This is a genomic window from Acidovorax sp. Root267, from assembly GCF_001429215.1.
GTDB classification, from domain to species: Bacteria; Pseudomonadota; Gammaproteobacteria; order Burkholderiales; family Burkholderiaceae_C; genus Acidovorax; species Acidovorax radicis.
Genome location: NZ_LMJC01000001.1, coordinates 736,543 through 748,728, shown reverse-complemented (window position 1 = coordinate 748,728; position 12,186 = coordinate 736,543). Strand labels below are relative to the sequence as shown.

Sequence of the window (12,186 nt, the reverse complement as noted above, 5' to 3'; positions counted from 1 at the left end):
TCCATCCCCCGCGCCGCAGTGCACGGGCGGCAGCCACTTATGCCCTGGCGGGCACGGCGGCGGCGCGGGGCTTGAGCACCCACCAGGTCAGCAGCCCCAGCGCCAGCCCCCAGCAGGCGGAACCCAGGCCCAGCAGGCTCACGTTGGAGGCGGTGACCACAAAGGTGACGAGTGCGGATTCGCGCTCGCTGGGCTCGGCCAGGGCACCGATCAGCCCTTTCTGGATGGCGCCCAGCAGTGCCAGGCCGGCCACGGTGCTCACCAGCGCAGCGGGCAGCTGTGCAAAGGCGTAGGTGATGGCGCCTGCAAAGCTGCCCAGCAGCAGATAGAACGCACCGCAGGCCACGCCGGCCACCCAGCGCTTTTCGGGCAGCGGGTGGGCTTCTTCGCCGGTGCAGATGGCGGCGGTGATCGCCGCGAGGTTGATGCCATGGGCACCGAACGGCGCCAGCAGCAGGCTGGCCAGGCCCGTGCCCGCGATGAGCTGGTTGTTGTGGGCGGTGTAACCCGAGGCGCGCAGCACGGCCACGCCGGGCACCTGTTGGCCGGTAAGGCACAGCACTGCCAGGGGTACGGCGGTGCTCAGGATGGCGGTCCATGAAAATTCGGGCGTGGTCCACACCGGCAACGCCAGCCCCCAGGCGGAGGGTGATGTGCCCAGGGCGCTGGCGGCGGGCTGTGCCGCCACCTGCCCCCAGCCCAGCCATTGCCACAGGGCCACCCCGAGCAGCAAGGTGAGGGCAATGGCATAGCGGGCTGAGCGCTGCTTGAAGAGCAGGTAGCCCGCAAACATGGCGGCCACCAGCCAGGGCGCGCCCTCCACGGTGCTGCGGGCCGCGCCAAAGGCGTCCACGCCAAAACGCAGCAGGATGCCCGCCAGCATGGCAGCGCACAGGCTGCGCGGGATGCGCGCCATCAACCGGTCGAAGACGCCGGTCCAGCCGATCAGCAGCAATGCCGCCGCGGCCACCAGATAAGCGCCAATCACCTGGCTGTAGGGCAGGGCCACCAGCGCGCTCGCCAGCAGCGCCGCGCCGGGCGTGTTCCACGCGCAGACCACGGGCACGCGCTGGCGCCAGCTCATCCACAGCCCGCACGCCCCGGCGCCGATGGAGATGGCCCATACCCACGAGGTGACCTGCGCCGCCGTCAGGTGCCCGGCTTGCGCGGCCTGCAGCACCAGCAGCAGGGGGCCGGCATACGAGATCAGCACGGCCACCAGCCCCGCCACCACGGCGGGAAACAGGTCGTGGGCCGTGGCCATCCAGTTGGTGGGGATCGCCGGGGCGGGCAATACGGGGACTGGGCCCGTGGTGGCGGGCACAGTGCCAGCAACGCGGGTCGAGGCGGTCGCCAATACCGGCGATGGGTGGGTGGGGTGGTGCTGCGTTGTCATGAGGCCATGGTGCCCGCAGACCACCCGGCGGGCGGGTACAGTGCGCCCACGGTTTATGCTGTACAGATGGCTGAATCTTCATCTGTACCGCAGCACAGTTACCTGCAACTTGCACAGCTGGTGCGCCGCGACATTGCCCAGCAACGCTATGCGCCGGGCGAGCGCCTGCCGTCGGTACGCGCGCTGGCCGCGGCGCAGGGCGTGAGCGTGGCCACCGTGGTGCGATGCTACCGGCACCTGGAGGCGCTGGGCGCCGTGCAGGCGCGGCACAAATCCGGCATGTATGTCGCAGAGCCCACCGCCCAACGCGCGCCGCCCCGGGATGAGACGGGTGTTGACATGCAGGGCGGACGCAGCACACCGGCCCGCGCGCACTCTACCCCGCCGCCGGTCGAGTTTGACCGCCTGGTGTCGCTGGAGCACCGCATGACCCAGCTGTATTCGCTGACCACCCAACAGCCCCTGCAGTGGGGGCTGCACCTGGCCAACGCCGCGCCCGTGTGGTACCCCACCGAGGCGCTGGCCCGCATCGCCCAGCGCCTGCTGCGCAGCCAGCCCGAGATGCTGGGCACCTACCCCACCGGCAGCGGCCTGCCCGCGCTGCGCACCGAGCTGGTGGGTTGGATGGCGACCTACGGCCTGGACCTGCAGCCCGAAGAACTGCTGGTGACCAATGGCAGCACCGAGGCCCTCAACGTCGCGCTGCGTGCTGTGGCCCGGCCGGGTGATGCGGTGGTGGTGGAGTCGCCGGTGTACTTTGGACTGTTGCAGATGCTGGGCAACCTGGGCCTGCGCGCCATTGAGCTGCCCTGCACGCCGGGCGAGGGCATGAGCCTGGAAGCGCTGGAGTACGCGCTGGAGCACCAGGGCGGCGTGCGCGCCGTGGTCGCCATGCCCAACTTCCAGAACCCGCTCGGCCACGTGATGCCCGACCGCAACAAGCGCCGCCTGCTGCGCCTGGTGGAGCAGCACGACCTCGCGCTGATCGAGGACGACGTGTTCGGCGATCTCTCGCACACGCCGCACCGGCCTCAGCCTGTGAAAGCCTGGGACCGCCACGGCCGCGTGATCTATTGCGGCAGCAGCAGCAAGAGCCTGGCCCCTGCGTTTCGCCTGGGCTGGACATCGGGCGGGCGCTGGCATGCGCGCATGGAGTCGCTCAAGCTCAGCACCTCGCTCGCGGCGCCATGGCTGGAGCAGGCGGTGATGGCCGAGTTTCTGCGCAGCGGCGCGCTGCAGCCGCACCTGCGCCGCCTGCGCGAGCGGCTGGCCCAGACCACGCCGCGCGCGACCGAGGCCGTGCGCAAGCATTTCCCGGCCGGCACGCGGGTGCACAGCCCGGCGGGTGGATGGTGGCTGTGGCTGGAACTGCCCGAGCCCGTGGATTCGCTCGCGCTGCTGCGGCTGGCCGTGGCGCAGGGCATTGCCTTCACGCCCGGGGCGCTGTTCTCGACCACCGCCAAATACGCGAGCTACCTGCGCCTGAACATCGCCCGCCCCTGGACGCGCGAGCTGGAGCAGGCGGTGCGCCAGCTGGGGCACCTCGCCGGGAGCCTCCCCTCGGGGTAGAGAAGGTCCTGGCCCTGAGTGTTGCAAAAATTTGAATAAAAATGGCCGGTAGCGCTTGATTGGTAATGCTTTATTGCTGCTAAAAATATAGCAACATGCAGTGGGGCAATCAGGCATTCACGCGGTACACCTGCCCCGTCTGCCCGCCCTCCACGCTGCGCTGGTAGGCACGGGCTGCGCGTTCAGCGGGCACGGGCTCGAACCCGGGGAAGAACGGCCCATACACCCCCACCGACTCGGTCAGGATGGTGGGGCTCACGGCGTTGATGCGCAGCCCGCGCGGCAGCTCGATGGCAGCGGCGGCCACGAAGCCTTCGATGGCGGCATTCACCGCCGTGGCGTTGGCGCCGTTGCGGATGGGCTCGATGGAGAGCACCCCGCTGATCAGCGTGATGGAGCCGCCATCGTTCAGGTATTTGTGGCCCAGCAACGCCAGTTGTACCTGGCCCAGCAGCTTGTCCTGCAAACCCAGGTTGAACTGCTCGGCCGTCATCTCGGTGAGGGGACCAAAGTGCAGGTTGCCGGCGGTGTTGACGATGGCGTCCACGCGGCCGACCGCGGCAAACAGCGCAGCCAGCGACGCGGGCTGAGACAGGTCTGCGCGGTGCGTGCCGCTGCTCCGGCCCACGGTGATCACGTCGTGGCGTGCGCCCAGGTTGGCTTGCACGGCCTGGCCGATGGTGCCGCTGGCGCCGATGAGAAGAATCTTGGACATGGTGATTTCCTTGAAGTGAAAGAAGGGTTGAAGAAAGAACAACAATCGACAGCCCCGATTCTTTTGCTAATCAATCAATGCATAAAGTACATTGAAGTTCTTCTTGTACTAACTATTGATTAGGAATCGCCATGGACAAGCTCCGCAACATGGAGGTCATGGCCGCCGTGGTCGAGGCCGGCAGTTTTGCCGCCGCCGCGCGCCAGCTGGGCATCTCCGCCGTGATGGTGGGCAAACACATCCAGCAGCTCGAGGGCCACCTGGGTGCGCGGCTTTTCCAGCGCAGCACGCGCCAGAACAGCCTGACCGAAGTGGGCGCTGCGTTCTATGAAGACAGCAAGCGCGTGCTCGAGCAGGTGCGCTGGGCCGAATCCGCCGTGGAGCGCAGCCGCGCCGTGCCCCAGGGCCTGCTGCGCGTGAGCGCACCCTTCACGCTGGGCAACCACGTCATCGCGCCGCTGGTGGCCGACTTTCTGCAGCGCCACGAACAGGTGCGCGTGGATCTGCAGCTCACCGACAGCGTGGTGGACCTGGCGGGCGAGGGCTTTGACGTGGCGGTGCGCATCGGCAAAGTGTCTGACGAGGGCCTGGTGGCCCGCCCGCTGCGCCCCTACCGCATGGTGATTGCCGCTGCGCCGGCCTACCTACGGCGCCACGGCACGCCCGAGCGCGCGGCCGACCTGGCCCGCCACCAGTGCCTGAGCCACTCGGTGTGGCAGCGCCGTGTGGAATGGACGCTGCGCGACGGCAACGAGGAATTTTTCTGGCCCGAGCATGCCCGCCTGACCTGCAACCAGGGCGACGGCCTGCGCCAGGCTGCGCTGCGCGGCCTGGGCCTGATCATGCAGCCTGAGGTGCTACTGGCCGACGACCTCGCCAGCGGCGCCCTGGTGCCGGTGATGCATCCCTGCCTGCCCGTGGCGCGCGCCGTGCACCTGGTTTATGCACCAGACCGGCGGCAGCTGCCCAAGCTGGCGAGGTTTGTGGAGCATGTGGTGGGGGTGCTGGGGATTGCGGGCGATGCCAAGGGCGCTGCGCCGCAGGCATAGCGCGCGCCAGGCCTGAGGGGGGCCCGCTACGCGCACCTGTTACCCGGCGTGGTCTACCGATGCGGCCACGGCAAGGCGCCCGTCCTCGCCGCGCACCAGTGTGTACGACTCACGCCAGGTGCTGAGCACGCTGGCGTCCTCGCGCAGCAGCTCCCAGGTCACGGTGGCCAGCGCGCCGCTGGGGCCAAGGGCCTGCACCTCCAGGTCGCAAAAGCGGCAACTGCGGCAGCCCTGGCCGTGGTATTGCATGACCACCTGCTGGAAGTAGTCCCCTGTTTCGCCGCCCGTGTGGAAGCGCTGCCACGCGCCCCGTGCATCCACGGCCACATAGGGCGCGCCATAGCGCTCGGCGATGCGCGGGCCGCTGAAGGCGCTGAACGCGGCAACGAAGTCATCGAAGAAGTGCTGCACTTCGGTGCGCAGGTCGGGGGCCGTGGGCGTCATGGAGGTCCTTGTGTGTTAAGGGTGCTGGTGTCGCTGAGAGCAGCTAACCAAACTCAGCGAAGCGGTTCTGGCTAGGCGCTGCGTCGCAGGCAGTACGAGTAATACGACAAGACGCGGCAACAACGCCAGAAGAGTTTCGTTCGCCGCTCTAAGCCGGCCCCACGGGCCCGATCTTGAATACCCCGCTCACCCGCGCGCAGGGCTCGCCGTCCGCAGTGACCAGGCCCTGCGCAAACACCAGCGAGCGTGTGATGCGCAGTGGCTCGGCCTCGCCCTGCACCCACATGCCCAGCCGGGCGGGGGCCAGGTAGTCAACCTGCAGGCTGATGGTGGGCAGAAACCGGTCCGCCACGGCCGTGCTCTTGCTGTGCACCGACAGGGGCAGCAGCATGTCGCAGAACGTGGCCATCATGCCGCCGTGCAGGTTGCCCATGGTGTTCACGTGGCGTTGCTCCACGCGAAAACCAAACTGCACCACGGTGCCCTCACGCCGCACGTACAGCGGGCCGTTATTTTGGATGAAGGGTCCGCCCATGGCCAGCATCACAAAGCCTTCGGGGATTTCGGGGCCTCTGGCGGCGGGGGGCGTGTTGTCCGAGGCGCTGTGCGCAGGGGCGTGCGTCATCGCGCGGCCTCCTGCTCCACGTCGCTCTCAAAGCTTGCCCCGTGCAGTGCGCTGGTCGTGCCGCTGCCACCACTGGCGCTGTCGAGCCAGCCGCCGTACACCGCCTGGAAGTCCGCCACGATCTGCGCGAGCGGCATGTCGTCAAACGCGCCGCGCTGGTGCACGTACTCCATGTGGCGCTGGCCGGTCTTGTCAAACGGGTGGTAGATCGAATCGTTCTCGCCATCGAACTCGAGCGGCAGCAGCCCGAAGCGGTCGCACAGCTCGATGTTGAAGGCCGGCGTGGCCTTGCGCCATTGGCCATCGAGCCAGATGTCGGTGTAGCCGTGCCAGATGAAGAGGTCGGTCTTCATGGTCTCGCGCATGCGCTCGGTGGAGAGGTGGTTGCGCACGTCGGCAAAGCCCATGCGGGCGGGTATTCCCGCTGCGCGGCATGCGGCGGTGAGCAGCGCGGCCTTGGGCACACACCAGCCGTAGCCATTGCCCAGCACAGTGCTGGCCGTCATCCCTGCGGGCGAGAGGTCGATGCGGTATGGGTCGTAGCGAAAGCCGTCGCGCACGGCCAGGTAGAGCGCGACGGCGCGTTCGCGGTCGGTGGCGCCGCGTGCGTGTTCGGCCGCGAAGGTCTGGATGACGTGCGCATTACTGTCGATGATCGTGGTGGCGCGCAAGTGTGCGGGCGTGGGGTGGTCCTGGGTCATGGTGGGAAGGCTCCTTGCGGCCAGTGTGCAGGCCCACGCAGTGCAGGGCTGTCACGGTGGTGCCATGGGCAGTGTGCCGGATAGCGCGCGCCGGCCGCTGTCCATGGTTTTTGTGGGTCATACCCGCCAGGCCGGCAGCTCCCAGTTGCGCCACATCGCCAGCCCGCGCAGCCCGGCCGTGAGCAGCACGCAGGCCACGAGCGGCGCCCAGTCGGGGGCGTGCAGGTGGCGCAGGGCCACGTCGGCCCAGCCGCCTGCGAAGGCACACAGCGCATAGGGTCGGTGGTCGCTGAAGGCCTGCGGCACCTCGTTGCAGAGCACATCGCGCAGCACGCCACCAAAGACGCCCGTGGTCACCCCCATCATCACGCTGATGATCGGCGGCATGCCGATGGCGGTGGCGATGTCCACGCCCACCGCCGCGAACAGGCCCAGGCCAATCGCGTCGGGCAGCAGCATGGCGCGTTCGGTGGGCTGAAAGTGCCGCTGGCGCATGAACAGCATCGCACCCACACACAGGGCCAGGATGCCCCAGACAAAACCGGTGTGGCGGATCCAGAAGAAGGGCCGCTGGTCCAGCAGCAGGTCGCGCAGCGTGCCGCCGCCAAAGGCTGACACGAAGGCCACCACACACACGCCCACGGCGTCGAGCCGCTTGCGTGCTGCGGCGATCACCCCCGAGAGTGCAAACGCGATGGTGGCGGCCACTTCCAGAAAGAAGCGCAGGGTGTGCACCCAGGGGGCGTCGAGCAACTGGTCCATGGGCGCGATTGTGCCGTGGCGCCGGGTGGGCACTCAGCATTCAGCGCGTGACTGTGATGCTATAAAAATAGTAGCTGCTTGCGCTTTTCCATCCAGCGGTAGCGGCCTTTTTGATTGAAGAAAGAAGGCTCAGGCCTGGAAGAAGTGCCACGCCAGTGCCAGCACACAGCCCGCGCCGCCCAGCCCGCCCAGTCGGCGAGCCCACTGCAGGCTGGCGGTAGGCCACTGGTTCATGGCCAGTACCAGCAGCCAGCCCAGCACCATCCACGCGGCGACCACCAGGGTGACCCCTGCCGCCAGCCCCGCCGCTGCAGTGGCGGTCAGTACCTGCAGCACGACGGTGGCCAGCGCCACGGCCCAGGCGCGGCGGGGTGCCGGGCTGCTGTCGCCCCATGCACGGGTGGGCGCGCTGCGTGCCCAGCAGGTCAGGGCCATCAGCGAGGCGAGTGCGGCGCACAGTCCGTTGAGTTCGTTCATGCAGCCTCCGGCGGGTGTGGGTCAGCCGCTGGGGCTGGAGCGTGCGGCGCGTTACTGCCCGTCCGCCGCCAGCGCAGTGCCCGCCGCGCGCGCAACAGCAGTGGGGCCCCGGCTGCCAATGCGCACAACGCAGACGCCACCACCCACTGCAGCAGCCCGGCCTTGACCGCCAGGCCGCCATATGCCAGCGCGGCCAGCGCCCACAGCAGCACGGTGGTGCGCGGCGCCCAGTGGCGCAGCGTGGCGGCGGGCAGGGCGATGAAGAAGGCGAGCAGCAGGCCCAGCATGCCGGACGACCGTGCGGGCTCGGTGGCCACGATGTGGGCCAGGCGGAAAGACTCCACGGCCAACAGGCCGCTCAGCCAGAAGGACAGATGCGCTGACACCACAAAGCGGCCCCAGCCGCGCGGATGCCAGCGCGGACGGGGAGCGACAGGGTGCGCTGCAGGGCCCGACGTGGCCACGGTGGCGTGCCGCGCTGCCTTGCGCCGGTGCGCCTGCACCCGCTGCGGCCCGATGAATGCGGCGATGCCAGCGCCAGCCAGGCCCACGGCGGCCAGGCTGGCGCACATGCCCGCCGCGTGTGCGCTGCCCAGCACCAGGCCCACGACGCCGGCAACCACCAGCATCAAGCCCGCACCGCCCAGCGCCACCCGCCACAGCGCGAGCGTGCGCAGCGCCCCCGCGCTCACGACCGACATCAACAGCCACGCGCCGATGAGCACCCACGTCGCCCACACCGGCCGCTGGGCCAGCGACGGCATGCCGGAAGGCCCCCATAAATGCACGAACACCGCCACGACGAGCGCGGCGGGCGTGGTGGCGTGCAGGGCCAGAAAGAAGCGTTGCATGGTCAAAGAAAAAAACGAATGGGGGCCTGGAATTCAATACCGTTCGGGCTGAGCCTGTCGAAGCCTTGCGCGGCGCTTCGACAGGCTCAGCGTGACCGGTTCAATGGCCATCAGCCCGCCGCCGCGATGCCGCCGCCCGCAGCCTCGGCCTCGCGCCGGCGTTGCTGGCGCGCGTCGAGCCAGATCAAGGTGCCCGAGATCGACAGGAACGCGGGTGTCATGCCCAGCAAGAAATACAGCCACTTGAGCGCCAGCCCGCCAAAGTCGCCAAAGTGCAGCGGCTCCATGAGGCCATTGACCAGCGACCAGAAGCCCGCCGTGCGCGGGTCGTGCACCTTTTTCGGCACGCCGGTGGCGGCGTTGATGTCCACCCGCGCGGTGCTGGCCAGGTGGTCGCTCAGATTGCCGGTGAAGCTGGCCTCGGCCGTGTCGGTGCCCCAGCGGCGCATCGACACGTAGCGCGCCTCCAGCCCGGGAACGGCCTGCTGCGCGGTGGCGTGCAGGGCATCGAGCGACTGCATGCGCACGGGCTCGGCGGCATCGCCGGCGGCCTTGCGCGCAGGCTTGGGGGTCTTGGCTGCATCGGTGCCGCTGGTGCTGCTGTTGGCGGTGGTCACGTATTTGTAGCCCTGCTCGAACAGCGGCGCCAGGCCCATCCAGGCGCCCGTGGTGGCGATCAGGATGTGAAAGAACAAGCCCCAGATGCCCGCGGACTTGTGCAGGTCGGACATCACCACGCGAAAGCTGCGGCCCCAGCGCTGGGTGAAGAGCTCGGCCAGGATCTTGCGGTGGATGACGATGCCCGTGACGATGAGCACCAGCATGGCCGCACCGAGAAAGCCCACGATCCACCGCGGCCCGAAGAACAAAAACACGTGCAGCATGCGCAGGTACTGGCCGAGCTGGCTGTCCACCGGGCCCACCACCGCGCCGGTGTCCGAGCGCAGGGCCACCTTGGTGCGCGTGTTGGCGGGCGCGCCGCGCTCGCGCACGAAGGCGAAGTAGCTCGGGTTGACCGCATCGGGCAGCGCGATGGTCTCCACCGTGGCTCCGGGGTAGCGGGTGTGCAGCTGCGTCAGCATCGCATCGAGCGGCGCTGGCGTGGCAGAGCGCGGCAGTTGGGCCAGCGACGGGTTGGCCCACAAATCGATCTCGTTCTTGAAGACCACCACCGCGCCCGAAAAGCACACGATGAACATGAGCAGCCCCGTGACAATGCCCGCCCAGGAGTGCAGGACGAAGAGGCGGTTCAGGGTGCGCTGGCTGGTCATGGTCGGCTTGCGGTGGCGGGGTGATGGCGCTGCGTCAGAAGAAGTACGTCACGCCCAGGTTGAAACTGCGCGGCAACGCGGGCGAAACCACGTTGGCATTGATCGCGCCGTCGTAGTACGCCTTGTTGAACACGTTCTTCACGCCCGCCGTCACGCGGTAGTTGTCGCCCGCGTAGCTGATGGACGCATCGGCCACCACGTACGACGGCAGCGTGAAGGGGTAGGAGCCGATCTGCTCGCTGACGTAGCGCCCACCCATGCCCAGCGTGATGCGCTGGACCTTTGGCAGCTTGTAGGTGGCCCAGGCCGTGAGCGTGTGGCGCGGCGTGAGGTTCAGCGGCAGGCCCACGATAGCGGCGTTGTTGTCGCGCGTGACCTTGGACTGCGTGTAGGTGTAGGCGCTGGTCAGCTTCCAGCCGTTCTTCATGTCCGCGCCCAGTTCCACCTCCAGGCCGCGTGCACGCTGCTGGCCGGTCTGCACGCTGAAGCCGGTGTTCGCCAGGTCGGCCGTGGTCACGTTCTCGCGCACCAGGTCGAAGACGGCGAGGGCGCCGGTGAGCTGGCCATTGGGCGACTCGTACTTCACGCCGGCCTCCCACTGCTTGCCGGTCTCGGGCACGAAGGGCACACCCGCGAAGGTCAGGCCCGATGTGGGCAGGAACGATTCGCCATAGCTGCCGTATGCGGCCCAGCCGGGCTTGAACTCGTACACCAGGCCGGCGGACAGCGTGGTGGCGCTGTCCTTCTGACGCGTCTGTTTGTTAGCCACCCGATCATTGATGTCGTTGGTCGACCAATCACGGCGCAGGCCCACCAGAGCCGTCCAGCCTTGGCCGAACTTGACCTGGTCCTGTGCATACAAACCGGCCACGGTGAGCTTGGCGGGCGCATCGCTGGTCAGCGCCGTGGGGCAGACGGCCTGCATGCCGTAGACGGGTGCAAACAAATCCAGCGCACCGATGCGGCAAGTGCGGCTGGCCTGCAGGCTGTGGCCGCTGCGCACATCGAGACCTGTCACCAACTGGTGGCGCGCGCCCAGCGCTTCGAAGTGCGTGAGCAGCGAGGTGTCGGTGGCCAGCAGGTCAAAGTCCATGTACTGGCGCGTCGCCTGGCGGTTCTGTAGCCGCTGGTTGGCCTGCAGCGCCTGGTTGGAGACGAAGTTGCCCGTGCCCTTCTCGGTCTCGTAGCGCACGTTCTGGCGGAACGTCATGGCATCGGACACCTTGTGCTCCAGCGCGTAGCCCAGCGTGGTGCTCTCCACGTCGTACACGCCAAACGCAGGGTCGCCGGTGAACATCGTGCGGGACAGCGTGCCATTGCGGTTGGGCAGCAGCGTGCCGTACGGCGTGATGCCCTGCTGGCGCAGCCATTCACTTTGGCTGTAGGTGGCAAACAGCACCAGGTCGGTCTGCGCGCCCAGGTCGATGGAGAGCGACGGCGCAAACCACCGGTCCTTGCGGTAGACGAACTGCGTGGGGTCGTCGGCGTTGGATACCTGGGCATTGATGCGCAGTGCCGTCTTGCCCGATTCGGACAGCGGCTTGTTCACATCGGCCTGCAGCGTGCGCTGGCCGAAGCTGCCCACTTCCACGCCCACTTCGTTGATCGCCTCCTTCTTGGGCCGCTTGCTCACCGCGTTGACGATGCCGCCGGGCTGCACCTGGCCGTACAACACCGACGCCGAGCCCTTGAGCACCTCGAAGCGCTCGTAGCCGTAGGGCTGCAGCTTGGCCCACATGCCGGGGCTTTGCACCAAGCCATCGACTAGGATGGATTCGGTAGAGCGAAAGCCACGGATGTTGATGTCGTCAAACCCCCGGCGCCCGAAGTTGACGGGGCTCACGCCCGCCACGGTCTGCAGCGCCTGCTGCACGTTCACGATCTGGCGCGACTCCATCTGCTCGCGCGTGACCACGCTGACGGACTGCGGGGTCTCGAGCCGGCGCATGGGCGCCTTGCCGGCGGTCTGTGCCTCGACGGGGGCAAAGCCCATGTCTTTTTCGGTGCTGGCGTTGATGCGGACTTCTTGGAGCTGGGGGGCGGTGGCGCTGGTGGCTGCTGCGGCCGGGTCGGCGGTTGGCGTTGCATCGGCCTGCTGCGCCATGGCGGCGTGCGCGAGGCACAAGGCCAGCGGGGTCAGGGCGAAGAGGGTGGCCTGGCGGGCAGACGGACGTGAGGGCGAACGAAGACGGGCGAGCGAAGAGCGCGGCGACACCGCACGCGAGGGCTGAGAAGACATGGGGGTCCCGGTGGAGAGTGGGCAAAAACGCGAGGTGCACTGGCTCGCGTTGTGTGTCCGGGACGCTGGCTGGCTGTGAGGTGAATT

At 68.3% G+C, this 12,186-nt stretch carries 12 protein-coding genes; 2 read left to right on the top strand and 10 right to left on the bottom strand.

Translation table 11 applies throughout. The annotated features are described in order from the left end of the window. Positions 1–37 precede the first annotated feature (37 nt). Positions 38–1,396 (bottom strand): benzoate/H(+) symporter BenE family transporter, encoded by a 1,359-nt coding sequence (locus ASE39_RS03295; RefSeq protein WP_082615306.1) that lies wholly within the window; start codon positions 1,394–1,396, stop codon positions 38–40. A gap of 66 nt (positions 1,397–1,462) precedes the next feature. On the opposite strand from ASE39_RS03295, the gene ASE39_RS03290 reads away from it, so the two are divergent. Continuing rightward, positions 1,463–2,965, top strand: coding sequence for a PLP-dependent aminotransferase family protein (locus tag ASE39_RS03290; RefSeq protein WP_057270159.1), 1,503 nt, complete (start codon positions 1,463–1,465; stop codon positions 2,963–2,965). Between the two features lie 109 nt (positions 2,966–3,074). On the opposite strand, the gene ASE39_RS03285 is transcribed toward ASE39_RS03290, so the two are convergent. Continuing rightward, entirely contained in the window at positions 3,075–3,680 is a 606-nt protein-coding gene (locus tag ASE39_RS03285; protein ID WP_057226317.1) for a short chain dehydrogenase, read from the bottom strand. Positions 3,681–3,811: 131 nt separating this feature from the next. On the opposite strand from ASE39_RS03285, the gene ASE39_RS03280 reads away from it, so the two are divergent. Beyond that, a complete protein-coding gene (locus ASE39_RS03280; RefSeq protein WP_057270158.1) occupies positions 3,812–4,729 on the top strand; it encodes a LysR family transcriptional regulator in 918 nt (305 codons plus the stop codon). Between the two features lie 39 nt (positions 4,730–4,768). Here the strand turns inward: ASE39_RS03280 and ASE39_RS03275 are convergent, their stop codons facing one another. From ASE39_RS03275 to ASE39_RS03240, 8 genes are all read right to left on the bottom strand, one after another. Next, positions 4,769–5,173: a hypothetical protein gene (locus ASE39_RS03275; RefSeq protein WP_010459361.1), complete on the bottom strand. Its 405-nt coding sequence runs from the start codon at positions 5,171–5,173 to the stop codon at positions 4,769–4,771. A 148-nt stretch (positions 5,174–5,321) separates the two neighbouring features. Continuing rightward, positions 5,322–5,798: a PaaI family thioesterase gene (locus ASE39_RS03270; protein ID WP_057270157.1), complete on the bottom strand. Its 477-nt coding sequence runs from the start codon at positions 5,796–5,798 to the stop codon at positions 5,322–5,324. After that, complete coding sequence (locus tag ASE39_RS03265; protein WP_057270156.1) at positions 5,795–6,499, bottom strand: transglutaminase family protein; 705 nt, start codon at positions 6,497–6,499, stop codon at positions 5,795–5,797. Before ASE39_RS03265 ends, ASE39_RS03270 begins: the two co-directional genes overlap by 4 nt. 117 nt (positions 6,500–6,616) lie before the next feature. Further along, the gene (locus ASE39_RS03260) at positions 6,617–7,261 is read right to left on the bottom strand and encodes a trimeric intracellular cation channel family protein (RefSeq protein WP_057270322.1); all 645 of its coding nucleotides are present in this window, start codon (positions 7,259–7,261) and stop codon (positions 6,617–6,619) included. A gap of 129 nt (positions 7,262–7,390) precedes the next feature. Further along, a complete protein-coding gene (locus tag ASE39_RS03255; protein ID WP_057270155.1) occupies positions 7,391–7,738 on the bottom strand; it encodes a hypothetical protein in 348 nt (115 codons plus the stop codon). Next, on the bottom strand, positions 7,735–8,589 hold the full coding sequence (locus ASE39_RS03250; protein WP_057270154.1) for a hypothetical protein: 855 nt from the start codon (positions 8,587–8,589) through the stop codon (positions 7,735–7,737). The genes ASE39_RS03255 and ASE39_RS03250 overlap by 4 nt, the downstream gene beginning before the upstream one ends. A 110-nt stretch (positions 8,590–8,699) precedes the next feature. Next, positions 8,700–9,860, bottom strand: coding sequence for a PepSY-associated TM helix domain-containing protein (locus ASE39_RS03245; RefSeq protein WP_057270153.1), 1,161 nt, complete (start codon positions 9,858–9,860; stop codon positions 8,700–8,702). 34 nt (positions 9,861–9,894) lie between these two features. Further along, positions 9,895–12,099, bottom strand: coding sequence for a TonB-dependent siderophore receptor (locus ASE39_RS03240; RefSeq protein ID WP_242421350.1), 2,205 nt, complete (start codon positions 12,097–12,099; stop codon positions 9,895–9,897). Positions 12,100–12,186 lie beyond the last annotated feature (87 nt).